We start from the raw sequence: 23630 nt of genomic DNA, 5'->3' as shown, positions 1-23630 counted from the left end.
AGACATGAACATATCTCACATTGCACAACCGCCGCCGCTGCCGGTTCCGCGCATCAAGCGCACCCATCTTGCCTTGTTCGTGCGCGACCCGGACGCCTCGTCACGCTGGTACGCCGAAGTGCTGGGGATGAAGGAAGCCGCCCGCAGCCCGAACTGGGTCTTCATGTCGTTCGGACAGAAGCACCACGACATCGCCCTCCTGAAGGCGAGCAACGACGCCGAGATGGGCACGATCGGCCTGCAGCACTACGGGCTGGAGATCGACGGCGATCTGACCGAGCTGCGCCGCCTGTACGGGATGCTGCTGTTGCGCAAGGTGCCGATTGTCAAGATCACCGATCACAAGATCGGCATCGGCGTCTACTTTACGGACCCGGACGGAAACCGGCTGGAGTTCTTCTGCGAGACCGCCGTGGATGACGAGGAAGGGCGGCGCCTGTTGAAGGACTATAACGCCGCCAGCGATCCGATCGCATTCGAACCGCTGTATGACTGATATTCAACGCTTATTAATGAAGGCAATGCCATGACCAGAACTTCGAATTTCCACAGTTTTCACATCCGCAAATGGTACACCCAGATCGACGACACGCTCGCCAACGAATCCGGCCAACTGGCCGATGGCGAGCCTCTGCGCAAGATCGTCATCGCGGCGGCCATTGCCAACCCGTACGCCGGCCAATACGTGCAGGATCTGTCCGGGTGGATCGAGGCCTCGCCCGAGTTGGGCAAGGAGTTCGGCCGGCGCATCAAGGAAATCGTTGGCGATACACCGGTCGAGAGTTACGGCAAAGCGATCCTGGTGGGCATCGATGGGGAATACGAGCACGGCAACGCGCTGCTGACCAACCCGGCCGCCAATCCGATTCGCGAGGCAATTGGCGGCGGCAAGGCATGGGTGCCATCGAGCGGCAAGCGTGGCGTGCCGGGAACCACCCTGGATATTCCGCTGGCCTACAAGGATGCGCTGTACGTGCGCTCGCACTACGACACGGTGACCGTGCAATTTGCCGACGCGCCGAATCGCGATGAAGTCATCGTCGCCTGGGCGTTCGCCACCCGCGGCCGCCTGCATGCGCGGCTGGGCGGCATCCAGAAGAGCGAAGCCAAAGGCGAAGACGGCCTGGTCTAGAGGGAAAACAATGGACACCATCATGACTACAACCGAAGGATGGGTGCACCATGACAATCTGCGCCTGCGCTACGTGGAATGGGGCCGGCCTGACGCCCCTGTCATCATCATGCTGCACGGCTTGCGCAGCTACGCCCACACGTGGGAGCCGGTGGCGCTGCCGCTGGCCGATCGATGGCGCGTTATCGCGCTGGACCAGCGCGGAAGAGGGGAGAGCGACTGGGATCCCGGGCACAATTATTTCGCGCAAGCCTATGTGGGGGATATCGAGGCGCTGGTACGCCAACTGGGTCTGGGACGCTTCGTGCTGATTGGCCATTCGATGGGCGGCGCGAATGCATTCATCTACGCGGCGCGCCATCCCGATAACGTGATGGGCATGGTGATCGAGGACATGGGGCCGGGCGCATCCCTGGGATCGGACGGCGCCGCCCGGATCAAACGGGAGTTGCTGGCGACGCCCTCGAGCTTTGCCAGCTGGGACGCCGCCACAGCCTTCTGGCGCCGTCAGCGGCCGAATATATCCGAACAGGCTTTGCTCTCGCGCGTCAGGTTCTCGCTTCATGAGTCGGCCGACGGCGCCATCGTCTGGAAGCACGATGCGCAAGGCATCGCATCGGCGCGGCTGAACGCGACGGCGGAGCAGCTCGTTGACCTGTGGCCGCACGTGGAAGCGGTGCGCGCGCCGACGCTGGTGCTGCGCGGGGAAAATTCCGATTTCCTGTCCGCGCAAACCGCCCGGGCGATGACGGATCGCAATCCTCTGATCAGCTGCGTCGATATTCCGGGGGCGAGTCACTATGTGCACGATGACAATCTGCCGGCATTCATGTCGGCCCTGCATCCCTTCCTTGATGGACTGAGAACATGAACCATCCTGAACCATCGCGCCACGCGGTTGTCATCGTCGGCGCGGGGCCGAATGGCGTGACCCTGGCGAATCTGCTGGGCGTCTACGGCATCGATACCGTGCTCATCGAACGCAGCAAGGAAATTCTTCCCTACCCGCGCGCGGTCGGCATGGATGACGAAGCGTTGCGTATTTTCCAGGCGGCCGGACTGGCCGACGCGATCGTCGCGGACGTCATTCAGAATGTGCCGATGCGCATGTTCGATGCCAAGGGCACCTGTTTTGCCGATATCCGGCCATCAACCCGTGAGTTCGGCTGGTGGCGCCGCAACATCTTCATGCAGCAAATGGCGGAACGTACGCTGCGACACGGCCTGGAGCGCTACCCCCAGGTGCAGCTGCGGCTGGGCGAAGAGGTGGTTGAAGTGGACCAGGACTCTGGCGGGGTAAGGTTGAAGATCCGCCGCGAGGACGGCGTCGAGTACACGATGCAGGCCGACTATTGCGTCGCGGCGGACGGCGGACGCAGCACCATGCGGGAGAAGCTTGGTGTCGCCCTGGTCGGCAAAACCTTGCCGCGGAAATGGGTGGTCATGGACGTCAGGAACGCGCCGGTCGATGCGCCGTACACGGCGCTCAATTGCGATCCAAGACGTCCGAACGTGTGTATTTACCTGCCCTACAATTTCCGACGCTGGGAGTTCATGCTCTTTCCCGACGAGAATCCCGACGTGATGATTCAGCCGGACACGCTGCGGCGTTTGATCGCACCGTACGTGCGCGATCCGGACGCCGTCGAGATCGTCAATGCGCGCACTTACCTCCACCATTCGCGCGTCGCGGAGCGGCTCGTGATCGGCCGCGTCGCGCTGATCGGCGATGCCGCGCATTTGAGCCAGCCCTGGATCGGGCAGGGCATGAACGCCGGCTTGCGCGACGCCGGCAACCTGGCCTGGAAGCTGGCCGGCATCGTGCGCGGCACGCTGCATCCGGAGGTGCTGCAGACCTACGACAGCGAGCGCCACGACCACGCAAAAGCCATGGTCGATCTGGCCGACACCTTCGGCGCCCTGCTGATGCCGACCAACCGCCTCAAGGCGTGGGTCCGCGATTTGTTCTTCAGCTCGATGCATTTCTTTCCCGGCATAAGGAACTATGTGCTGCAGATGCGCTTCAAGCCCATGCCCATCTATCGGAAAGGCGTGGTGGTGCCTTCGGACGGGTACCCGATGGTCGGACGCATGTTCATACAACCCGACGTGGAAGATGCCGCCGGCCGCCGGCGCAAGCTCGATGACGCGCTTGGCCCCTGGTTTGCCATCGTCGGCTGGCAGGTCGATCCTCAAGCAGCGCTGAGCCCGGCCGACCGGGAGTTCTGGCACACGCTAGGTGCCAGGTTCATCCACGTGACGCGTTCGCGCAGCGGGCAATCGCGCGAAAGCCGGGTGGACTCCAGCCACGGCAGCGCATGTGTCGAGGACGTCGACAACTATCTCGCCAACTGGTTCGAGGCGAACCCGGGTGCGATTGTCGTGTTGCGTCCGGACCGGTATATCGCGGCGCACACGAGTCAGGACGGCATGGCGTCCGTTACGCAGGAATTCCGTCGCTTCGCGGCCCCAATCAAGGAGACATCATGTACATCGAACAACGCGTCTATTCCCTCGTCCCTGGCGGCGTAGCCGAATATCTGAGGCTGTACGAAGAGTGCGGCCGCGCGATCCAGGAAGGCCACCTCGGACCGGCGATCGGCTGTTTCACCCGCGAGTTCGGCGATCTCAATCAACTGGTCTATCTGTGGCCGTTCGATACGCTGGACGAGCGCTCGCGCCGCCGGGCCGGCCTGCTGGCCGACGCCGGCTTCAAGGAGTTCCGCGGGAAAGTGCGCCACCTTTTGCTCAAGCAGGAAAACCAGCTGCTCAGGCATGCGCTCACGCCGACGCAGCGCAACACCGCCGGGGGAACGGCATGAGCGAACGTTACGACAAGTTGAGCCTTTACATCGACGGCGCCTTCATCTGCGACGACGGCCGGCGCACGCAGCCCGTGTTCGACCCGGCCAGCGGCGAAGTCCTCGGCACCTTGCCGCACGCCACGCAGGCCGATCTCGACTGCGCGCTCGCGTCCGCGGAGCGCGCGTTCGCCGCCTGGCGCCTGGAGTCGCCGTTGCGGCGTTCCGAGATCTTGCGGCGCGTCGCCGCGCTGACCCGCGAAAGGGCCGATCAGATCGGACGCCAGATCACGCTCGACCAGGGGAAACCGCTGGCGCAAGCGATCGGCGAGGTGGCCGCCAGCGCCGAGGTGGCGGAATGGCACGCGGAAGAGGGCCGCCGCATCTACGGACGGGTGGTGCCTGCACGCACACCGAACGTCCGGCAGATGGTGCTGCGCGAGCCGATCGGCGTGTGCGCCGCGTTTTCGCCATGGAATTTCCCCTTCAATCAGGCGATGAAAAAGGTGGCCGCCGCCCTGGCGAGCGGCTGCACCATCATTCTGAAGGGGCCGGAAGAGTCGCCCAGCGCGGTCATGGCGCTGGCGCAATTGTTCCACGATGCGGGGCTGCCGGCCGGTTGCCTGAACATCGTCTGGGGCGTACCGCATGAAGTGTCGCGCTATCTGATCGAGTCGCCCATCGTTCGCAAGATTTCATTCACCGGCTCGGTGCCGGTAGGTAAGCAGTTGGCCGCGCTGGCCGGCCTGAACATGAAGCGCATGACCATGGAGCTCGGCGGCCATGCGCCGGTGATCGTCTGCCAGGACGCCGACGTGGACCGGGCGGCCGATCTGCTGGCGCCGTACAAGTTTCGCAACGCGGGACAAGTCTGCGTCTCGCCCACACGCTTCTTCGTTCACCGCTCGGTCTACGAGCGCTTCGTTGCGCGCTTTCTTGAGCGCACCGGCGAGATCCGGGTCGGTCCCGGCATCGACCCTGCCACCACCATGGGCCCGCTTGCCCACGAACGGCGCGTGACGGAGATGCAGGCCTTCGTCGACGATGCGCGCGCGCGCGGCGCGGAAATCGCCTGCGGGGGAGGGCGTATCGGCGAACGCGGCAACTACTTCGCACCCACGGTGGTGCTCGAACCGGATGCCGGCAGCCGCCTGATGACCGACGAGCCGTTCGGGCCGATCGCGGGCATCGTGCGTTTTGACGAGCTGGAGCAGGCGATCGCGCAAGCCAACAGCCTGCCGTTCGGCCTGTCTTCCTACGCTTTCACGGAGTCTTCGCGCAGTGCCCACCTGCTTGCCACCGGCTTGCAAGCGGGCATGGTCAACATCAATCATTTCGGCGCGGGGCCGTCGGAACTGCCGTTCGGCGGCATCAAGGACAGCGGCTACGGCAGCGAAGGCGGCAGCGAGTCGTTTGACGGTTATCTGGTGACAAAACTTGTGACGCAGATGAACTGACACCTATGAATTTCTATTTGGAGTGAGGCGATGATGCGCTTGAACGACCCTTCGCTGTTTCGGCAGCAAGCTTTTGTAAACGGCCTATGGTGCGATGCGGACAATGGTGAAACCATTGCGGTCGCCAATCCGGCCAATCGGGAAATCCTTGGGACGGTGCCGAACATGGGGGCGGCCGAAACCGGGCGCGCCATTGCGGCCGCCGAAGGCGCCTGGTCCGCCTGGCGCGCCAAACCGGCGAAGGAACGCAGCGCCATTTTGCGCAAGTGGAATGATCTGATGCTGGAAAACGCGGACGACCTGGCCATGATCATGACGCTCGAGCAAGGCAAGCCCCTGACCGAATCCAAGGGAGAAATCGCTTACGCCGCCTCGTTTCTCGAATGGTTTGCCGAGGAGGCCAAGCGCGTCAATGGCGACACCCTGCAATCGCCGTGGCCTGATCGCCGCATCGTGGTGATCAAACAACCGATCGGCGTATGCGCGGCGATCACGCCGTGGAATTTTCCGGCGGCGATGATTACCCGCAAGGCCGGCCCGGCCTTGGCGGCGGGCTGTCCGATGGTGTTAAAGCCTGCGACGGCCACGCCGTACTCGGCGCTGGCGCTGGCCGTGCTGGCCGAGCGCGCGGGCGTTCCGGCGGGCATATTCAGCGTGTTGACCGGATCGTCGCGCGCGATCGGTGGCGAGATGACGGCCAATCCCACCGTGCGAAAATTGACGTTCACCGGCTCCACCGAAGTGGGGCGCGAGCTGATGAAACAGTGTGCTCCGACCATCAAGAAGCTCTCGCTGGAATTGGGCGGCAACGCGCCGTTCATCGTGTTCGACGACGCCGACCTGGACGCCGCTGTCGAGGGCGCGATGATTTCCAAGTACCGTAACGCGGGCCAGACCTGCGTATGCGCAAACCGGTTGTACGTGCAAGACGGCGTGTATGAGGCGTTCGCGGAGAAATTGGTGGCCGCCGTCAAAAAAATCAAAGTCGGCAACGGTGTCGCCCAAGGCACCACCCAGGGACCGCTGATCGACGATGCCGCCGTGCAGAAAGTGGAGCAGCATATCGCCGATGCCGTCGCCAAAGGCGGCCGGGTGCTGGCCGGCGGTCATCGCCATCCGCTCGGCCATGGTTTTTTCGAGCCGACGGTGATCGCCGATGTCAGCGCGGAGATGCTGGTCGCGCGCGAAGAGACCTTCGGGCCGCTGGCGCCCTTGTTCCGTTTCAAGACCGACGATGAAGTGCTGGCGCTGGCCAACGATACCGAGTTTGGTCTGGCGAGCTATTTCTATTCGCGCGATATCGGCCGTATCTGGCGGGTCGCGGAAGGCCTCGAGAGCGGAATGGTCGGCATTAACACCGGCCTGATTTCCAATGAGATCGCGCCATTCGGCGGCGTCAAGCAGTCCGGCCTGGGCAGGGAAGGCTCAAAATATGGCATGGATGATTACCTGGTCACAAAATACTTGTGCATGGGAGGACTTTGACTGTGGGCGCCGATGGATTGCTTCAACGGCGGAATCGCGTGTTCGGCGCCGCAGCCCCATTGTTCTACGAACACCCGCTGCAATTGGTCCGCGGCGAGGGCGTCTGGCTCTATGACAACGACGGCAGGCGCTACCTGGACGTCTATAACAACGTTCCGACGGTGGGGCATTGCCATCCGCATGTGGTCGATGCGATTGCGCGGCAGGCCGCCGCGCTGAATGTCCACTCGCGCTACCTGCACGAGGGCAGTGTCGCCTATGCGGAGCGGCTGCTGTCGAAGTTCGATGCCTCGTTGTCGATGGTGATGTTCACCTGCACAGGCAGCGAGGCCAACGAAGTCGCGTTGAGGATCGCGCGCAGCCACACGGGCCGCAACGGCATCATTTGCTCGAACCTGACCTACCATGGCAACACTGCGGCGCTGGATGAAATGGCGACGCTGTTTCACGGAGGGGAGTCGACCAGTCCGTATGTGCGCGCCGTGCGTTTCCCCGATGCCTACCGGCCGCACTACGAGTTGGATGGCGAGGCGCTGGCGGATGCCTATGCAGCGGAAGTCAGCGCTGCGATCGACGCGTTCGAGATGAATGGAATCGGTTTCGCCGGCATGCTCGTTTGCCCTATCTTTGCCAACGAGGGCTTGCCCTGCGTGCCTGAAACTTACCTGGAGAAGGTCGCAAAAATCGTGCGCGAGGCCGGCGGCCTGCTCATTTTCGACGAAGTGCAGTCCGGCTTCGGCCGCACCGGTAGCATGTGGGGACACGAGGCGGTGGGCATCGTTCCCGACCTGGTCACCCTGGGCAAACCGATGGGTAACGGCCATCCGCTTGCCGGCGTGGTCGGACGGGCCGACCTGATCAATGGATTTCGCGAACGGGTCATGTATTTCAATACCTTCGGGGGAAATCAGGTCGCTTGCGCGGCAGGCATGGCCGTCCTGGATGTCATCGAAGGCGAAGGCCTGGTCGACAACGCCGCCGACGTCGGTGCTTATGTCATGCGCGGCTTGCGCGAACTCCAGGAAAAACACCTCCTCATCGGCGACGTTCGGGGCCGGGGCTTGTTCTTCGGCGTCGAACTGGTGACATCGCGCGACACGAAGATTCCGGCGACCTGGCAGTCGCGCCGGCTGGTCAATCTGATGAAGGAGCGCGGGGTATTGATCAGCAGGATAGGCCCCCACGACAACGTGTTGAAGCTGCGGCCGCCGCTGTGTTTCTCGCGCGAGAACGCCGACCTGATGCTGCGGACGCTCGATGCCTGCCTTGGCATGGTCGGGGGAGAGCGGGGATGAGAACCTGGAACGATATGCAGGTGGACGAACATCTCTGCGCTCTCCATGAATTGGCGCTGGAGGCGCTGCCGTTCTGGGGCCTCGGTGACGCGGCGCTGACGTTGATCAAGTACCGCGAGAATGCGGTGTACCAGGTTCGCGACGACAGCGGCCGCCGGTATGCCCTGCGCATACACCGCGCCGGTTACCATAGCGATGCCGGCCTGCAATCGGAGTTGGCTTGGATGACGTCGCTGCAGCAAGCCGGCATCGACGTCCCGCGCCTGATTCCCACCTCAGGCAAGGCCTCGTTCATCAAGCTCGCCCATCCAACCCTGCCGCAGGATTTTCAGATCGATTTATTCGAATGGGTAAAAGGCACGCGGCTGGGATCATCCGAGCAGGGTCTTGACGCCGACGCGGACACGATCAAGACCACCTATTTCACTGTTGGAGAGCTTGCGGCCCGCCTGCACAACCACGCCTCGGCGTGGGTGCGCCCCAAAGGATTCGAGCGGCACTCCTGGGATGCCGAAGGCTTGCTCGGCGACGCCCCTTTCTGGGGATGCTTCTGGCAATTGCAGTTGCTGAGCCCGGCGCAGCGCGACCTGATGGTGCGCGCCCGCGCCAAATCCGCCCATGAGTTGCGCAAGTTTGAAAAATCGCCCGCCAGCGCAGGGACCTATGGCCTGATCCATGCCGACCTGGTTCCAGAGAACTTGCTTGCCGATGGCGAACATGTCCGCTTGATCGACTTCGATGACTGTGGCTTTGGCTGGCATTTGTTCGAACTGGCGTCAGCGCTGTATTTTATCCAGGACGATCGTCATTTCGATATCGCACGCACCGCGCTGATCGCCGGCTACCGGCAACACCGCGCGCTGACGGATGCAACGCTGGCCTATTTGCCGCTGTTCATGCTGTTGCGTAGTTTTACCTATCTTGGATGGATGCACACGCGATCGGAATCGCAGACCGCGCCTCAACTTGCATCCCACCTGATCGGATTGGCCTGTCGCCTGGCACAACAATTCGTGGGGGAGAGCGAGGGCTGAGATCTCGAAGCGGAGAAGAGGAGGTGAGGGTTTGCGTCGACGCGGCCGCTTCGAGTAGAATCTGTTGCGCCCAAAGGACAATATGAAAAAACTGCTCACCTCTTGCGTCATCGTCGAGCGCGCCTGATGCTTGACGTTCTTGCCATCGTCGGGCCGATCTATCTGGCGATCCTGGCCGGCTATCTGGCTACCCGCGCGGGTCTGTTTGCCCGCGCGGACATGCAGGTGTTCGGCAAGTTCGTTCTTAACCTGGCGCTGCCGGCGCTGATCTTCAATGCGCTGGCGCAGCGCCGCATCGGCGAGATTCTCCATCCCGCCTACCTGCTGTCCTACCTTTTCGGCTCGCTGCTGATGCTGCTGCTGGCCTATGCGGCCGGCCATCGGCTCGCCGGCTTGAGCCGCATGCGCAGCACCTTCCTGGCGATGGGCGTGTCCTGCTCCAACAGCAGCTTTATCGGCTTTCCGATCCTGCTGCTGATGGTGGCGCCGGTGGCCGGCGTGGCGCTGGGCCTGAATGTGATAGTCGAAAATCTCGTCATGCTGCCGCTGGTGCTGGCGCTGGCGGAAAACGCGCGCGCCGGCGGCGGCCGGCCGTGGCACCAGGCGCTGCGGCAGTCGGCGCGGCGTTTGATCCGCAATCCCCTGGTGCTGGCGGTCTGCGGCGGCCTGTTGATCAGCCTGGCCGAAGTCCAGCTGCCGCAGCCGGTGGTGCGCGGCGTGAATCTGTTCGCGCAGGCCAGCGGCGGCGTGTCGCTGTTTGCCATCGGCGGCACGCTGTTTGGTTTGCCCCTGGGCAGCGGCTGGCAGCGCGTGATTCCGCTGGTGGCGGCAAAACTGATCGGCCATCCGCTGGCGGTGCTGCTGATCGCGTCGCTGCTGCCGCTGCTGGGCGTGGCCCCGATGGCGCCGGACCTGCGCGCCGCCGCGCTGCTGATGGCGGCCATGCCCATGATGAGCATCTACCCCATCGTGGCCCAGGCTTACGGCGAGGCCGACCGCAGCACCACCGCTTTGCTGATTTGTATGGTGACCTCGTTCTTCACGCTCAGCGCCTGGATGTGGATAGTGCGCGTTGCGGAATAGTCAATTGCGTTGGCCGCTATCTCGGCAGGGCGCGCTGCCGGTATTCACCCGGGTTAACTCCGGTCCACTTCTTGAATGCGCGGTGAAAGCCGCTAGCCTCGGCGAAGCCCAGTTCCGATGCGATCTCGGCCACGCTCCTGGTCGAATGGCAGAGGAAGTCGATGGCCATGTCGCGCCTCAGCTGGTCCTTGATCAGCTGGAATGTCTGTCCTTCGTCATCCAGGCGCCGCCTCAGCGTCGACGGGGCCATGTGCAGGGCGACGGCGAGCGCGTCGAATTCCGGCCATTCGGTACGCGAGGCGGTGCGCAGGCGCCGCCGGATCTGCGCCGCCATGCCCCCGCTGTTCTTGTACTTGAGTACGATGTTGGCCGGCGCGCCGCGCAAAAACGTCTTCGCGCTGCGCCTGTCCTGGATCATGGGCAGGGCCAGGTAATCCTTGTCGAAGGAAAGCGCCGTGACGTTCTGATCGAAAAGCAGGTTTTCCGAATACATCTGCCGGTATTCCGCGCTGCGCGACGGTTCCGGATAACTGAACGAGGCTGCCAGCACGGGGATACGGCGGCCTACCAGCCAGCAGGCTAGCCCGTGCTGCATCATCAGCAGCGTCTCGAAGCCAAATATGCGCGGCGCGTGTGCGGAGCCCGTCTGCCGGATGGCCAGCCGCGCCACGCGCGCGTCGACTTCCAGCGCGCACTCAAAATCGTCCAGCATCAGATTGAAGCAGCGGACCATGCGCCGCAGGGCGCTGTGCAGGGTGTCGCAGCTGATCAGCGTGTAGGTCAGCATGGCAAAGCTGCCTACTTTCATGCGCCGCGCATCCTGCCCGAATAGCTCGTCGTCGAGCGCGGCCGCCACGCCCAGCCACAATGCGCTGAAACCTTGCGGCGTCACTCTTCCGTGTGGCGAGTCCAGCAGTGCCGGCGATATCCCCGCGCCGACCAGCAATGGCGTCGTGTCCATGCCGAGTGCGCGCAAACGCTCCAGTGCCGACTGCACGAAGTAAATCGATACGCTACCTTTTTCCATGAGCGCAAGCTTACCATTCCCAAGGACGGGGGAGGATGGCAATTCCCGTCAATTATTCTGGCGCGCGCGGCCATAGCGGCGGCGCCGGGGCCGGATGCCCATGTGGCTTGCGATGTGGCTTGATTTCTCACGATTATTGAAGGATACGGGCATCGCCTGCCCGGTCCGGCGCGATTATTCTGTGCTGATCCAATCAACCGATCTGAAGGAATAACATGAGCTCAGTTCCCCGCGCATCCACCGCCAGCCGCCCGGATATTTCGACGGTCAAGCTTCTTATCAACGGTCGATTCGTCGATTCCGAATCGGACCAGTGGCAGGATGTGATCAATCCGGCGACCCAGCAGGTCCTCGCGCGGGTGCCCCACGCCACGTCCGCGGAAATCGATGCCGCGGTGGCATCCGCCAAGGCGGCCTTCGTCTCGTGGCGCAAGACCCCGATCGGGGCGCGGGCCCGCATCTTCCTCAAGTATCAGCAGCTGATCCGCGAGAACATGAAGGAACTGGCCGCCTTGCTCACCGCCGAACAGGGCAAGACCCTGGCCGACGCCGAAGGCGATATTTTCCGCGGCCTGGAAGTGGTCGAACACGCCGCCAATATCGGCAGCCTGCAAATGGGCGAGATCGCCAACAACGTGGCGTCGGGCGTCGACACCTATACGTTGATGCAGCCGATAGGCGTCTGCGCGGGCATCACGCCGTTCAATTTCCCGGCGATGATACCGCTGTGGATGTTCCCCATGGCTATCGCATGCGGCAATACCTTCGTGCTCAAGCCGTCCGAGCAGGACCCGATGGTGACCATGCGGCTGGCCGCGCTCGCGCTCGAAGCCGGCGTGCCGCCCGGCGTGCTCAATGTCATCCACGGCGGCGAGCATGCCGTCAATGCGATCTGCGACCACCCGGACATCAAGGCCGTGTCCTTCGTCGGGTCCACCAAGGTGGGCACCCATGTGTATCACCGGGCCACGCAGGCCGGCAAGCGGGTCCAGTGCATGATGGGGGCGAAGAACCATGCCATCGTGTTGCCCGACGCGCACAAGTCGCAGACGCTGAACAATCTGCTCGGCGCGGCCTTCGGCGCGGCCGGCCAGCGCTGCATGGCGCTTCCGGTGACGGTGCTGGTGGGCGAGGCGAACAGCTGGATTCCCGAGCTGGTCGAGAAGGCGCGGGCCCTGGCGATCAATGGCGGCGCCGAGGCCGGTACCGATGTCGGCCCGCTGATCTCGTGCGCGGCCAAGGAGCGGGTTGAAAGCCTGATCGCCAGCGGCATCGAGGGCGGCGCCAAACTGGAGCTCGACGGCCGCCGGCCGGTGGTGCCCGGCTACGAGGGCGGCAATTTTGTGGGGCCGACCATTTTTTCCGGCGTCAAGCCGGGCATGCGCATCTACGACCAGGAAATTTTCGGCCCGGTCCTGTGCCTGGTCAGCGCGGCCAGCCTGGACGAAGCCATCGCCTTCGTCAACGCCAATCCGAACGGCAACGGCACCGCGATCTTCACCCAGTCGGGTGCGGCGGCGCGCAAGTTCCAGGAAGAGGTGGCGGCGGGCCAGATCGGCATCAACGTGCCGATTCCCGTTCCCGTCCCCTTGTTCTCGTTCACGGGCTCGGGCGCGTCCAAGCTGGGCGACCTCGGTCCGTATGGCAAGCAGGTCATCCTGTTCTATACCCAGACCAAGACCATCACGGCGCGCTGGTTCGACGACGACAGCGTCGCCGGCGCGGTCAACACCACGATCTCGCTGAAATAAGCATAGCGGACCCATCATGGACTTTGAACTTTCTGAAGACCAGCTCGCCTTTCAGCACAGCGCGCGCGCGTTTGCCGCCGGCGAGATGGCGCCGCACGCGGCCGATTGGGACAGCGAGTGCTTTTTCCCCGTCGAGATGATCCGCAGCGCCGGCCGCCTCGGTTTCTGCGGCATGTACACGCCGGAAGACGGCGGCGGCATGGGCATGTCGCGGCTCGACGCGGCGATCGTGTTCGAAGAACTGGCGGCCGCCTGTCCGTCGACCACGGCCTACATCACGATCCACAATATGGTCGGCTGGATGCTCGCCAACTGGGCCACGCCCGCCGTCAGGGACCGCTGGTCGCACCTGCTGGCGCGCGGGGAGAAGCTGGGTTCCTACTGCCTGACCGAGGCGGGTGCCGGCTCGGACGCGGGGGCGCTGACCACCAGCGCCGTGCTGGACGGCGACCACTATTGCCTCACCGGCAGCAAGGCGTTCATTTCCGGCGCCGGCGCCACCGACCTGCTGATCGTCATGGCGCGCACCGGCGAGGCCGGCCCGCGCGGCATCAGCGCCTTTGCCGTGCCGGCCGATACGCCGGGCATCGGTTTCGGGCGCAAGGAGGTCAAGATGGGCTGGAACAGCCAGCCGACGCGGGTGGTCAGCTTCGACCAGGTGCGGATCCCGCGCGACCACTTGCTGGGCAAGGAGGGCGAGGGCTTTCGCATCGCCATGCGCGGGCTCGATGGCGGGCGTATCAACATCGCCACCTGCTCGGTCGGCGCCGCGCAGGCGGCGCTGGACGCGGCGCGCCGGTACATGGGAGAGCGGCGCCAGTTCGGGTCCGCCCTGTCCGGCTTTCAGCACCTGCAGTTCGAGCTGGCCGACATGCAGACCGAACTGGTGGGCGCGCGCCAGATGATCCGCCTGGCGGCATCGAAACTCGACGCCGCCGCGCCGAACGCCTCCGTCTACTGCGCCATGGCCAAACGGCTGGCGACCGATGTCGGCTTCAAGGTGTGCAACCAGGCCTTGCAGATCCACGGCGGCAACGGCTACATCCGCGAGTACCCGCTCGAGCGCTACCTGCGCGACACGCGGGTGCACCAGATACTGGAAGGCACCAACGAAATCATGCGCGTGATCGTGGCGCGCCATTTGCTCGAGCAATCGGGCGCAGAGGAGATCCGATGACACACTATACCAATCTTGAGCTGGACATCGTCGGCCATTGCGCCGTCGTCACGCTGGCCAATCCGCCGGCCAACACCTGGACCGGCGACAGCCTCGCGGCGTTGACCGCGCTGGTGACCGACCTGAACGCCAATTCCGACATTTACAGCCTGGTCCTGGTCGGGCAGGGCGACAAATTCTTTTCCGCCGGCGCGGACCTGAAGCTGTTCAGCGACGGCGACAAGGCCGTGGCGCGCGACATGGCGCGCCGCTTTGGCGAGGCCTTCGAAGCCTTGTCGCGCTTCCGTGGGGTATCGATCGCCGCCATCAATGGCTACGCGATGGGTGGCGGGCTGGAATGCGCGCTGGCCTGCGACCTGCGGATCGCCGAGTCGCAGGCCCAGATGGCGCTGCCCGAGGCCGCGGTGGGCTTGCTGCCTTGCGCCGGCGGCACCCAGAACCTGGCCTGGCTGGTGGGAGAGGGATGGGCCAAGCGCATGATACTGTGCGGCGAGCGCGTCGACGCGGAAACCGCGTTGCGCATCGGCCTGGTCGAACAGGTGGTGGCCAAGGGCCAGGCCAGGGACGCGGCGCTGGAACTGGCGCGCAAGATTGAGAAGCAGAGTCCGTCGAGTGTCGCTTCCTGCAAGCGGCTGATACAAGGCGCGCGCCACCAGGCCCCCGCGCACGTGCTGCCGCTGGAACGCGAGCTGTTCGTCGACCTGTTCGATACCGAGGACCAGAAGGAGGGCGTCAACGCCTTCCTCGGCAAGCGCGCCGCCGTATGGAAGAACCGCTGATGGACGCGCCGGTACTGTGCGAGACCCTGCCGACGGCCAACGGCAGCCTGATCGGCGTGCTGACCTTGAACGCCGAGCCGACGCTCAACGCGCTGACGCTGGAAATGATCGACATGCTGTCGGCCAGCTTGCGCCTGTGGGCCGACGACCCGCGCGTGGTCATGGTGATGCTGCAGGGCGCAGGCGAGAAGGCTTTCTGCGCCGGCGGGGACCTGCAGAACCTGTACCGCTCGATGCTCGAGCACCACGCGGGCGGGGGGCGGGAAGAGCTGCTCGCCAACACCTACGCGGCCGATTTCTTTGCCCGCGAGTACAGGCTCGACTACCTTATCCACACCTATCCGAAGCCGGTATTGTGCTGGGGCCATGGCATCGTCATGGGCGGCGGCATGGGTTTGATGGCGGGCGCCAGCCACCGCGTGGTCACGGAGCGCACGCGCATGGCGATGCCGGAGGTGGGCATAGGCTTGTTTCCCGACGTGGGCGGGTCCTGGTTCCTGAGCCGCATGCCGGGACGGCTCGGCGTCTTCCTGGCCCTGACGGGTGCCTCCATCAACGCTTCCGACGCCAAATTTGTCAAGCTGGCCGACCGGGTGCTGGCGCACGCGGACAAGGAGACGGTGGTTGAGGCCCTGCTGGCGCAACCCTGGACCAGCCGCCGCCAGGATAACGATGCGCTGCTCGGCGCCGTGCTGCGCGCCGCCGAAGCGCCCCATGCGCCAGGGCCATTGCGGGAACGGCTCGATGTGATCGATCGCCTGTGCGCGCGTGAGCAATTGCAGGATGTGCTGGACGCGCTGGCGGACGTGGACAGTCAGGATGCCTGGCTGAACAAGGCGGCAGCGGCGGCAGGCCGGGCCGCGCCAACGTCGCTGGCGCTGGCATGGCAGTTGCTGCGCAAGGCGCCGCGGCTTGCGCTCGCCGAGGTCTTCCGCATGGAATATGGGGTGGCGCTGCAGTGCGCGGCCGGACACGACTTTGCCGAAGGCATCCGGGCGCTGCTGATTGACAAGGACCAGTCGCCGCAATGGCAGCGCGCGCCGGGCGAGGGCGATTTGCTGGCCAGTCCCTGGACGCCGCCACAACATCCGCTGTCGGACCTGGGCGTCGCCCGGGCCGATCAAGTTCAATAAATTTAATAAAATTCAGGAGAAAACATGAGCCACATTGCGTTTATTGGCCTGGGAAACATGGGTGGGCCGATGGCCCTGAACCTGCTCAAGGCCGGCCACGTGCTGAGCGTGTTCGATTTGTCGTCCTCCGCCTTGACGGTGTTGGCCGAAGCCGGCGCCGGCGTCGCGTCGTCGGCCAGGGACGCGGTGGCCGATGCGGCCATCGTGGTGTCGATGTTGCCTGCCAGCCGGCATGTGGAACAGCTCTACCTTGGCGAGGATGGCATCATCCAGGGCATGCGGCCGGGCGCGCTGATCTTGGAATGCAGCACCATCGCCGCAGCTTCCGCCAGGAAGGTTGCGCTGGCGGCTGCCGCGGCCGATATCGGCATGCTGGACGCGCCGGTATCGGGCGGCACCGGCGGCGCGATCGCGGGCACGCTGACCTTCATGGTGGGCGGTCCGTCCCAGGTACTGGACAGCGCCATGCCGGTGCTGCTGGCGATGGGCAAGAACGTCTTCCACGCGGGCGAGCACGGCGCGGGACAGCTGGCGAAGATCTGCAACAACATGCTGCTCGGCATACTGATGGCCGGCACATCGGAAGCGCTGGCGTTGGGCATGGCCAATGGCCTTGATCCAAAGGTGTTGTCCGACATTATGAGCAAGAGTTCAGGGCGCAACTGGACGCTGGAGTTGTACAACCCGGTGCCGGGGGTGATGGACAATGTGCCGGCCTCGCGCGGCTATCGCGGCGGCTTCGGCGTGGACTTGATGCTCAAGGATCTGGGACTGGCGGCCGAGGCGGCGGCCGGCAGCGCCAGCCCGATCCCGCTCGGCGACGTGGCGCGCGCGCTGTACGCCGAACACAGCCAGTCTGGCTCCGGCCAGCTCGACTTCTCCAGCATTATCGAACGCTTCCGCGCCGTGGGCGCCGGGGAGCCGCGATGAAAGTCATGGTGGCCGTAAAGCGCGTGATCGACTTCAACGTCAAGATCCGCGTGAAGTCCGACGGTAGCGGCGTCGAGCTCGCCAGCGTCAAGATGTCGATGAATCCGTTCGACGAAATCGCGCTGGAAGAGGCGGTACGCTTGAAGGAAGCCGGCAAGGCCAGCGAGGTGGTCGCCGTCTCGTGCGGCGCGGCGCCGTGCCAGGAAACGCTGCGCGGCGCGTTGGCGATCGGCGCCGACCGCGCCATCCTGGTCGAGACGGAGGCGGCGCTCGAACCGCTCGCCGTGGCCAAGCTGCTCAAGGCGCTGGCCGACAAGGAGCGGCCGCAACTCATCATTCTTGGCAAGCAGGCGATCGATGACGATTGCAACCAGACCGGCCAGATGCTGGCCGCGCTGCTGGGCTGGCCGCAGGCGACGTTCGCCTCGACAGTGGTGCCGGAAGACGGCAAGGTCATCGTCATCCGCGAGGTGGACGGCGGCCTGGAAACGCTGGCGCTGACGCTGCCGGCCATCGTCACCACCGATTTGCGCCTGAACGAGCCGCGCTACGTGACCTTGCCGAACATTATGAAGGCGAAGAAAAAGCCGCTGGACGTGACAACGCCGGAAGAGCTGGGCGTCGACGTGAGCCCGCGCCTGACTACGCTGAAAGTCATCGAGCCGGCCAAACGCAAGGCCGGCGTCAAGGTGCCGGACGTCGCCACCCTGGTGGCGAAACTGCGCGCCGAAGCCAAAGTCATCTAAAGGAAAAATCATGGTCGCCACGGTCGCACTTGTCATAGCCGAACACGACAACGCCAGCCTGAAAGGCTGCACCCTCCACACCGTCACCGCCGCCATCGCGTGCGGCGGGGAGGTGCACGTACTGGTCGCCGGCTCGAACGCCGGCGCCGCAGCCGAAGCAGCCGCGCAAATCGCCGGCGTATCCAAAGTCATCGTGGCGGACGCCGCTCACTTTGCCGACGGCCTGGCCGAGAACATCGCCGAGCAGGTGCTGGCGCTGGCCGCCGGCTACAGCCACATCCTGGCTCCGGCCACCGCCTACGGCAAGAATATCCTGCCGCGCGTGGCCGCCAGGCTGGACGTGGCGCAGATTTCCGAAATCACCAAGGTCGACTCGCCGGATACCTTCGAGCGTCCCATCTACGCCGGCAACGCGATCGCCTATGTGCAATCGTCGGACAAGATCAAGGTCATCACCGTGCGTTCGACCGGCTTCGACGCCGCCGCCGCCACCGGCGGTTCGGCCGCGACCGAAACCGTCGGCGCCGTCGCCGATTCGGGCAAGTCCGCCTTCGTCGGCCGTGAGCTGGCCACGTCGGACCGTCCCGAGCTGACGGCCGCCAAGGTCATCGTTTCCGGCGGCCGCGGCATGGGCTCGGGCGAAGCGTTCAAGATCCTGGAACCGCTGGCGGACAAGCTGAACGCCGCCATGGGCGCCTCGCGCGCCGCCGTCGACGCCGGCTACGTGCCGAACGACTGGCAGGTGGGCCAGACCGGCAAGATCGTCGCGCCATCGCTGTACATCGCCGTCGGTATTTCCGGCGCGATCCAGCACCTGGCCGGCATGAAGGATTCGAAAGTCATCGTGGCCATCAACAAGGATCCGGAAGCGCCCATCTTCTCGGTGGCCGACTACAGCATCGTCGGCGATCTGTTCGACATCGTGCCTCAGCTGGTCGCCGAACTGGGCTGAGCAGCGGAAGACCCCTGGCGCCAACGCCGGCATAGCCCGGGCAGCGGCGCGTTTCACCTCCCAAAGTGTTGACAATGATTTCAATCTCTACTAAGCTTCAATTAATCAACCGGCTGGTCGGTCGAATTATTGCGGCGGACACGGATGCATACAGGAGACGATGATGCAGCAGAATGAAGTGGCAAGGACGGCCGTCGAGCGGCCGCTGAACGGCAAGGTGGCGGTGGTGACGGGCGCGGGGCAGGGCATCGGGCTGGGCATCGCGGAAGCGCTGTTCGCTCAAGGCGCCAGCGTCATGCTGGCCGATATCGATGGCGAGCTGGTGCGCGCGGCGGCGGCCGGGCTGGCCGCGTCGAAGTCAGACTCGGACTCGGACGACCGGCGCCAGGCCCTGGCGATGGTTACGGACGTGGCCAGCCAGGCGGCGGTGGCGTCCCTGTTCGACCACGTGATGAGCCAGCTGGGACGGGTCGATATCGTCGTCAACAATGCCGGCATGATCAGCAAGACGCCAACCATCGACCTGACCGAAGCGCAGTTCCAGCGCGTGCTGGACGTGAACCTCAAGGGCGTCCTGTTCGGTTGCCAGGAAGCCGCGCGGCGCATGGGCGGGCACGGCGGCAGCATCATCAACATCGCCTCGGTGGCGGCCCATGCCAGCGCGCCCGAGACGGCGGCATATTCCGTCAGCAAGTCCGCCGTGCTCGCGCTGACGCGGGTGATGGCTGTCGAGTGGGGCGCGCGCAATATCCGCGTCAACTCCGTCAGTCCCACCGGTGTCGACACGGCCATGGGAGCCGCCCTGCGCGCACGCGATCCGGAAGGCTTTTCCCGCCGCGCGCGGCGCGTGCCGCTGCAGCGCGCGGCGCAGGTGGCCGACATCGCCAACGCCGTGCTGTTCTTCGCCAGCGACGCCGCCGGCTTCGTCACCGGCCAGGACTTGCTGGTCGACGGCGGACTGATGCTGCAAAACCCCGGCTTCGTGGTGTGACCGCGCACGCAGTGCTCAACCAGGAGAAAGCATGCAAGACGAACTGATACTGTGCAGCCAGGCGGGACGGGTAGGCGTCATACAGCTGAACCGCCCGGCCCAGCTCAACGCGCTCAACGACGCGCTGATGGACGCACTCGGAGCGGCGCTGCTGCGCATGGACGCCGACGCCGGCATAGGCTGCATCCTGATCAAGGGCAACCCCAAGGCCTTTGCCGCCGGGGCGGACGTGCACGCGATGCAGGACAAGTGTTATGCCGAGGTGGTGTCGACCAATTTCATCAGCCGCAACTGGGAAACCATCCTGGCGGTGCGCAAGCCGGTCGTCGCCGCCGTGGCCGGCTTCGCGCTGGGCGCCGGTTGCGAGCTGGCGATGATGTGCGACATCATCATCGCCGCCGACAGCGCCTGTTTCGGCCAGCCGGAAATCAAGCTCGGCATTATTCCGGGCGCGGGCGGCACCCAGCGCTTGCCGCGCGCGGTGTCCAAGGCCAAGGCGATGGACATGGTCTTGTCGGCGCGCATGATGGATGCGGCCGAGGCCGAGCGCGCGGGGCTGGTGTCGCGCGTGGTGCCGGAGGCGCAGCTCGAGGAGGCGGCGCTGGCGACCGCCACGACCATCGCCGCGATGTCGCTTCCCAGCCTGTTCGCGGCCAAGGAGGCGCTCAACCGTGCTTACGAGAGCACGCTGGCCGAAGGGGTGTTGTTCGAGCGGCGCAGCTTTCACGCCATGTTCGCCACGCGCGACCAGAAAGAGGGCATGGCGGCGTTCGTGCAGAAGCGCAAGCCCGATTTCACGCACGACTAGCAAACACTTTCTATCTTTGAGGGAATCGCATGAACATCGACACAATCGGCATCGTCGGCTCCGGCCTGATGGGCAGCGGTATCGCGCAGGTGTGCGCGGCGGCGGGACTCGAGGTCGTCTTGAACGACATCGACGAGGCGGCGATACAGCGCGGCCTGTCCACCATTTCGGAAAGTCTGACGCGCATGGTAACGAAGGAAAAGATCGCCGCTGAAACGGCGGCACGGATACGCGCGCGCATCCGTGGCGGCACCGAGTTCGGCGACCTTGGCCAGGCGGACTTCCTGATCGAGGCCGCGACCGAGCGGCTGGAGACCAAGCAAAAAATCATCCAAGCCCTGGACGCCGTCGCCAAGCCCGGCAGCATCATCGCCACGAATACCTCGTCGGTGTCGATCACCAAGCTGGCGGCCTGCCTGGCCAGTCCGGAGCGGCTGGTCGGCATGCATTTTTTCAACCCCGTGCCGGTGATGGCGCTGGTGGAAGTGATACGCGGCATACAGACCAGCGACGCCACTTTCGAGGCCACCCGCGCCCTGGCAGCGCGCATCGGCAAGACCGCGATAGGCGCGCGCAACGCGCCGGGCTTCGTGGTGAACCGCATACTGGTGCCCATGATTAACGAGGCGGTCTTCGTGCTGCAGGAGGGGCTGGCCAGCGCCGAGGAAATCGATGCGGGCATGAAGCTGGGCGCCAACCATCCGCTGGGGCCGCTGGCGCTGGCCGACCTGATCGGACTCGACACGCTGCTGTCGGTGATGGAAGTGTTTTACCGCGATTTCAACGATTCAAAGTACCGGCCGGCGCCCCTGCTGCGCGAAATGGTCGACGCCGGGCGCTACGGCCGCAAGAGCGGCCGCGGCTTCTATCAATATTAGACCGGCGGCCAGCGGCGGCTTGCCCTTTCTTGAAAGCTCATCATGACCCAGTTGGCAACCCTTGAACGCCACGGCAGCATCGCCGTCCTGCGCATCGCAAACCCGCCGGTGAACGCGCTTTCCGACGCGGTGGTGGCGGAGATGCGGCAAGCCCTGGCGGCGTTCGCCGCCGACCGGTCGTTCGCGGCGCTGCTGATCCACTGCGACGGCCGCACCTTCATTTCCGGCGCCGACATCACCGTGTTCGATGCGCCCGGCTACACGGCGCAACCCTTCAACGACATGCTCAACGGTATTGAGCAATCCGAGCGGGTGGTGCTCGCCATGCTCCATGGCACGGCGCTCGGCGGCGGGCTGGAGGTCGCGCTGGCCTGCCACTACCGCATCGCCCTGGCCGGCACGCGGATCGGCACGCCCGAGGTCACCCTCGGCTTGCTGCCCGGCTCGGCGGGCACGCAGCGCCTGCCGCGCCTGGCCGGCGCCGCCATGGCGCTGGCGATGATCGCCGGCGGGCGCATGGTCGATGCGAACGCGGCGCTGGAGGCCGGCATCATCGACGCCATCGTCGAGGGCGAGGCGCTAGTCGCCGGACTGGCGTACGCGAACGCGCTGCTGGCCCGTTCGGCCGCGCCGCGCCGCGTGTGCGACCTGCGGGTCGATACGTCGGCGCTGGCGCCGGACTTTTTCGCCGTGGCCCACGCGAACGCGGCGCGCCAGCACGCCCAGCCGGTCCAGCGCGCCATCGTGCAGGCGGTCGAGGCCTCGGCCACGCTGCCGTTCGCCGACGGCGCCGCGTGCGAGGCGGCGCTGTTCCTCGACGCGGTCCATAGTCCCCAGTCGCGCGCGCTGCGGCATCTGTTCTTTGCCGGACGCCAGGTCGGAAAGATCCCGGGCCTGGCGCGCCTGCCGCCGCGTCCGGTCGAGCGCGTCGGCATCATCGGCGCCGGCACGATGGGCAGCGGGATCGCGATCAATTTCCTCGATGCGGGACTGGCGACGGTGCTGGTCGACGCGTCCGCGAGCGGTCTCGAACGCGGCGTGGGACTGGTCCGGCAACACTACGAGGCCGGCGTCAAGCGGGGCAAGCTGACGGCGCAGCAGCTGGACTCGCGCATGGCGTTGCTTAATCCCGCGCTCGACGATGAGGCGCTGGCCGACTGCGACCTGGTGATCGAAGCGGTGTTCGAGGATATGGCGCTGAAGGAGCGCGTCTGCGCGCGCCTCGGCGCGGTCTGCAAGGCCGGCGCGATCATCGCCACCAATACCTCCACCTTGGACGTGGACCGGCTGGCGGCGGCGTCGGGGCGCCCGGCGGATGTGATCGGCATGCATTTCTTTAGCCCGGCCAATATCATGCGCCTGCTCGAGGTGGTGCGCGGCGCGGCCACCGCGCCCGACGTGCTGTCCACGGTGATGGGCCTGGCCGCACGGATCGGCAAGGTCGCGGTGGTGTCCGGCGTGTGCTACGGCTTCATCGGCAACCGCATGCTGATCGACTATTTGCGCGAGACGGAATTCCTGCTGCTCGAAGGCGCGACGCCGGCGCAGATCGACGGCGTCATGGAAAGCGTGGCCTTGCTGGGCATGGCCATGGGACCCTGCCGCATGCTCGACATGGCCGGCGTCGATGTCGCCGCCAAGGTCGTCGCCGAGCTCGAGCGCGATGGCGCGCTGCCGCCGGACCCGGGCTACCGGGCGGTCGCGCGCGCGCTGGCCGGGGCCGGGCGCCTCGGGCAAAAGAGCGGCGCCGGCTTCTACGACTACGAAGGGCGCCAGGCGCTGCCGTCCGCCGCCGTGACGGCGCTGTGCGAGACGCTTGCCGCGCGGCTCGGGATCGCGCGGCGCGACCGGATCAGCGACGAGGAAGTGCTGGAACGGCTGCTGTTCCCTTTGATAAACGAGGGCTGCAAGATCCTGCGCGACGGCATCGCCTACCGGGCCGGCGATATCGACATCGTCTGGACCGCCGGCTATGGTTTTCCCGACTATCGCGGCGGCCCCATGTTCATGGCCGACCAGATCGGCCTGGCCCATATCGCGGCCCGGCTCGCGCATTACGGCGCCGAACGCGGCAATGCGTTCGGCTACTGGACGCCGGCGCCGCTGCTGCTGGAGCTGGCGGGCGAGGGACGCAAGTTGTCGGCCTGGGCATCCGGGGCCGCCTAGGCCCG

General features: G+C 65.3%; 22 protein-coding genes. 21 read left to right on the top strand and 1 reads right to left on the bottom strand.

What is annotated here, in order from left to right:
• Positions 1-4 precede the first annotated feature (4 nt).
• From ACSQ3S_RS22030 to ACSQ3S_RS21985, 10 genes are all read left to right on the top strand, one after another.
• Complete coding sequence (locus ACSQ3S_RS22030; RefSeq protein ID WP_353403120.1) at positions 5-496, top strand: VOC family protein; 492 nt, start codon at positions 5-7, stop codon at positions 494-496.
• A 30-nt stretch (positions 497-526) separates the two neighbouring features.
• Entirely contained in the window at positions 527-1132 is a 606-nt protein-coding gene (locus ACSQ3S_RS22025) for an amino acid synthesis family protein (protein WP_353403121.1), read from the top strand.
• A gap of 22 nt (positions 1133-1154) precedes the next feature.
• On the top strand, positions 1155-2003 hold the full coding sequence (locus ACSQ3S_RS22020) for an alpha/beta fold hydrolase (protein WP_436143779.1): 849 nt from the start codon (positions 1155-1157) through the stop codon (positions 2001-2003).
• Positions 2000-3664 carry a bifunctional 3-(3-hydroxy-phenyl)propionate/3-hydroxycinnamic acid hydroxylase gene (locus ACSQ3S_RS22015; RefSeq protein WP_436143778.1) on the top strand — a complete coding sequence of 555 codons (1665 nt, stop codon included), beginning with the start codon at positions 2000-2002 and terminating at the stop codon, positions 3662-3664. Before ACSQ3S_RS22020 ends, ACSQ3S_RS22015 begins: the two co-directional genes overlap by 4 nt.
• On the top strand, positions 3619-3954 hold the full coding sequence (locus ACSQ3S_RS22010) for an NIPSNAP family protein (RefSeq protein WP_436143777.1): 336 nt from the start codon (positions 3619-3621) through the stop codon (positions 3952-3954). Before ACSQ3S_RS22015 ends, ACSQ3S_RS22010 begins: the two co-directional genes overlap by 46 nt.
• The gene (locus ACSQ3S_RS22005; RefSeq protein ID WP_436143776.1) at positions 3951-5390 is read left to right on the top strand and encodes an NAD-dependent succinate-semialdehyde dehydrogenase; all 1440 of its coding nucleotides are present in this window, start codon (positions 3951-3953) and stop codon (positions 5388-5390) included. Before ACSQ3S_RS22010 ends, ACSQ3S_RS22005 begins: the two co-directional genes overlap by 4 nt.
• Before the next feature lie 30 nt (positions 5391-5420).
• Positions 5421-6875, top strand: coding sequence for an NADP-dependent succinate-semialdehyde dehydrogenase (gabD, locus tag ACSQ3S_RS22000; protein WP_436143775.1), 1455 nt, complete (start codon positions 5421-5423; stop codon positions 6873-6875).
• Positions 6851-8170: an aspartate aminotransferase family protein gene (locus ACSQ3S_RS21995; protein ID WP_436145064.1), complete on the top strand. Its 1320-nt coding sequence runs from the start codon at positions 6851-6853 to the stop codon at positions 8168-8170. The genes gabD and ACSQ3S_RS21995 overlap by 25 nt, the downstream gene beginning before the upstream one ends.
• Positions 8167-9204, top strand: coding sequence for a phosphotransferase enzyme family protein (locus ACSQ3S_RS21990; protein WP_436143774.1), 1038 nt, complete (start codon positions 8167-8169; stop codon positions 9202-9204). The genes ACSQ3S_RS21995 and ACSQ3S_RS21990 overlap by 4 nt, the downstream gene beginning before the upstream one ends.
• A 126-nt stretch (positions 9205-9330) precedes the next feature.
• Positions 9331-10287, top strand: a complete 957-nt coding sequence (locus tag ACSQ3S_RS21985) for an AEC family transporter (protein ID WP_436143773.1) — start codon at positions 9331-9333, stop codon at positions 10285-10287.
• Positions 10288-10303: 16 nt separating this feature from the next.
• Here ACSQ3S_RS21985 and ACSQ3S_RS21980 read toward each other — a convergent pair whose 3' ends face one another.
• Positions 10304-11314, bottom strand: coding sequence for an AraC family transcriptional regulator (locus ACSQ3S_RS21980; protein ID WP_436143772.1), 1011 nt, complete (start codon positions 11312-11314; stop codon positions 10304-10306).
• Between the two features lie 215 nt (positions 11315-11529).
• Between ACSQ3S_RS21980 and ACSQ3S_RS21975 the strand changes: the two genes are divergently transcribed.
• The 11 genes from ACSQ3S_RS21975 (at position 11530) to ACSQ3S_RS21925 (ending at position 23625) form a co-directional block, all read left to right on the top strand.
• Positions 11530-13065 (top strand): CoA-acylating methylmalonate-semialdehyde dehydrogenase, encoded by a 1536-nt coding sequence (locus ACSQ3S_RS21975; RefSeq protein ID WP_436143771.1) that lies wholly within the window; start codon positions 11530-11532, stop codon positions 13063-13065.
• Between the two features lie 16 nt (positions 13066-13081).
• Positions 13082-14242 carry an acyl-CoA dehydrogenase family protein gene (locus tag ACSQ3S_RS21970; protein ID WP_176651574.1) on the top strand — a complete coding sequence of 387 codons (1161 nt, stop codon included), beginning with the start codon at positions 13082-13084 and terminating at the stop codon, positions 14240-14242.
• Positions 14239-15021: an enoyl-CoA hydratase gene (locus ACSQ3S_RS21965; protein ID WP_353403132.1), complete on the top strand. Its 783-nt coding sequence runs from the start codon at positions 14239-14241 to the stop codon at positions 15019-15021. Before ACSQ3S_RS21970 ends, ACSQ3S_RS21965 begins: the two co-directional genes overlap by 4 nt.
• A complete protein-coding gene (locus ACSQ3S_RS21960; RefSeq protein ID WP_436145063.1) occupies positions 15021-16154 on the top strand; it encodes an enoyl-CoA hydratase/isomerase family protein in 1134 nt (377 codons plus the stop codon). Before ACSQ3S_RS21965 ends, ACSQ3S_RS21960 begins: the two co-directional genes overlap by 1 nt.
• A gap of 24 nt (positions 16155-16178) precedes the next feature.
• Positions 16179-17084, top strand: coding sequence for a 3-hydroxyisobutyrate dehydrogenase (mmsB, locus tag ACSQ3S_RS21955; RefSeq protein ID WP_436143770.1), 906 nt, complete (start codon positions 16179-16181; stop codon positions 17082-17084).
• A complete protein-coding gene (locus tag ACSQ3S_RS21950) occupies positions 17081-17830 on the top strand; it encodes an electron transfer flavoprotein subunit beta/FixA family protein (RefSeq protein ID WP_436143769.1) in 750 nt (249 codons plus the stop codon). The genes mmsB and ACSQ3S_RS21950 overlap by 4 nt, the downstream gene beginning before the upstream one ends.
• 10 nt (positions 17831-17840) lie before the next feature.
• Positions 17841-18782, top strand: a complete 942-nt coding sequence (locus ACSQ3S_RS21945) for an electron transfer flavoprotein subunit alpha/FixB family protein (RefSeq protein ID WP_436143768.1) — start codon at positions 17841-17843, stop codon at positions 18780-18782.
• A 160-nt stretch (positions 18783-18942) separates the two neighbouring features.
• Positions 18943-19773 (top strand): SDR family NAD(P)-dependent oxidoreductase, encoded by an 831-nt coding sequence (locus ACSQ3S_RS21940; protein WP_436143767.1) that lies wholly within the window; start codon positions 18943-18945, stop codon positions 19771-19773.
• A 31-nt stretch (positions 19774-19804) separates the two neighbouring features.
• Positions 19805-20581 carry an enoyl-CoA hydratase gene (locus tag ACSQ3S_RS21935; RefSeq protein WP_436143766.1) on the top strand — a complete coding sequence of 259 codons (777 nt, stop codon included), beginning with the start codon at positions 19805-19807 and terminating at the stop codon, positions 20579-20581.
• A gap of 29 nt (positions 20582-20610) precedes the next feature.
• Positions 20611-21459 carry a 3-hydroxybutyryl-CoA dehydrogenase gene (locus ACSQ3S_RS21930; RefSeq protein WP_436143765.1) on the top strand — a complete coding sequence of 283 codons (849 nt, stop codon included), beginning with the start codon at positions 20611-20613 and terminating at the stop codon, positions 21457-21459.
• A gap of 42 nt (positions 21460-21501) precedes the next feature.
• Positions 21502-23625 (top strand): 3-hydroxyacyl-CoA dehydrogenase NAD-binding domain-containing protein, encoded by a 2124-nt coding sequence (locus tag ACSQ3S_RS21925; RefSeq protein WP_436143764.1) that lies wholly within the window; start codon positions 21502-21504, stop codon positions 23623-23625.
• Positions 23626-23630: the final 5 nt, after the last annotated feature.

Origin of the sequence: Duganella sp. LjRoot269, assembly GCF_964254095.1 — a bacterium.
Taxonomy (GTDB): domain Bacteria; phylum Pseudomonadota; class Gammaproteobacteria; order Burkholderiales; family Burkholderiaceae_D; genus Rugamonas; species Rugamonas hordei.
Note: the sequence above shows the minus strand (reverse complement) of the source record. Positions and strands in the feature narration are given on the sequence as shown.

What these genes read in the sequence shown, in the direction of transcription:
- ACSQ3S_RS21945 (WP_436143768.1), top strand. Translation starts at nt 17,841, where the DNA reads ATGGTCGCCACGGTCGCACTTGTCATAGCCGAACACGACAACGCCAGC.
- ACSQ3S_RS21970 (WP_176651574.1), top strand. Translation starts at nt 13,082, where the DNA reads ATGGACTTTGAACTTTCTGAAGACCAGCTCGCCTTTCAGCACAGCGCG.
- ACSQ3S_RS21925 (WP_436143764.1), top strand. Translation starts at nt 21,502, where the DNA reads ATGACCCAGTTGGCAACCCTTGAACGCCACGGCAGCATCGCCGTCCTG.
- ACSQ3S_RS22025 (WP_353403121.1), top strand. Translation starts at nt 527, where the DNA reads ATGACCAGAACTTCGAATTTCCACAGTTTTCACATCCGCAAATGGTAC.
- ACSQ3S_RS22005 (WP_436143776.1), top strand. Translation starts at nt 3,951, where the DNA reads ATGAGCGAACGTTACGACAAGTTGAGCCTTTACATCGACGGCGCCTTC.
- ACSQ3S_RS22020 (WP_436143779.1), top strand. Translation starts at nt 1,155, where the DNA reads ATGACTACAACCGAAGGATGGGTGCACCATGACAATCTGCGCCTGCGC.
- ACSQ3S_RS21990 (WP_436143774.1), top strand. Translation starts at nt 8,167, where the DNA reads ATGAGAACCTGGAACGATATGCAGGTGGACGAACATCTCTGCGCTCTC.
- ACSQ3S_RS21960 (WP_436145063.1), top strand. Translation starts at nt 15,021, where the DNA reads ATGGACGCGCCGGTACTGTGCGAGACCCTGCCGACGGCCAACGGCAGC.
- ACSQ3S_RS21950 (WP_436143769.1), top strand. Translation starts at nt 17,081, where the DNA reads ATGAAAGTCATGGTGGCCGTAAAGCGCGTGATCGACTTCAACGTCAAG.
- ACSQ3S_RS21965 (WP_353403132.1), top strand. Translation starts at nt 14,239, where the DNA reads ATGACACACTATACCAATCTTGAGCTGGACATCGTCGGCCATTGCGCC.
- ACSQ3S_RS21980 (WP_436143772.1), bottom strand. Translation starts at nt 11,314, where the DNA reads ATGGAAAAAGGTAGCGTATCGATTTACTTCGTGCAGTCGGCACTGGAG.
- ACSQ3S_RS22015 (WP_436143778.1), top strand. Translation starts at nt 2,000, where the DNA reads ATGAACCATCCTGAACCATCGCGCCACGCGGTTGTCATCGTCGGCGCG.
- ACSQ3S_RS21975 (WP_436143771.1), top strand. Translation starts at nt 11,530, where the DNA reads ATGAGCTCAGTTCCCCGCGCATCCACCGCCAGCCGCCCGGATATTTCG.
- ACSQ3S_RS22030 (WP_353403120.1), top strand. Translation starts at nt 5, where the DNA reads ATGAACATATCTCACATTGCACAACCGCCGCCGCTGCCGGTTCCGCGC.
- gabD (WP_436143775.1), top strand. Translation starts at nt 5,421, where the DNA reads ATGATGCGCTTGAACGACCCTTCGCTGTTTCGGCAGCAAGCTTTTGTA.
- ACSQ3S_RS21930 (WP_436143765.1), top strand. Translation starts at nt 20,611, where the DNA reads ATGAACATCGACACAATCGGCATCGTCGGCTCCGGCCTGATGGGCAGC.
- mmsB (WP_436143770.1), top strand. Translation starts at nt 16,179, where the DNA reads ATGAGCCACATTGCGTTTATTGGCCTGGGAAACATGGGTGGGCCGATG.
- ACSQ3S_RS21985 (WP_436143773.1), top strand. Translation starts at nt 9,331, where the DNA reads ATGCTTGACGTTCTTGCCATCGTCGGGCCGATCTATCTGGCGATCCTG.
- ACSQ3S_RS21935 (WP_436143766.1), top strand. Translation starts at nt 19,805, where the DNA reads ATGCAAGACGAACTGATACTGTGCAGCCAGGCGGGACGGGTAGGCGTC.
- ACSQ3S_RS21940 (WP_436143767.1), top strand. Translation starts at nt 18,943, where the DNA reads ATGATGCAGCAGAATGAAGTGGCAAGGACGGCCGTCGAGCGGCCGCTG.
- ACSQ3S_RS22010 (WP_436143777.1), top strand. Translation starts at nt 3,619, where the DNA reads ATGTACATCGAACAACGCGTCTATTCCCTCGTCCCTGGCGGCGTAGCC.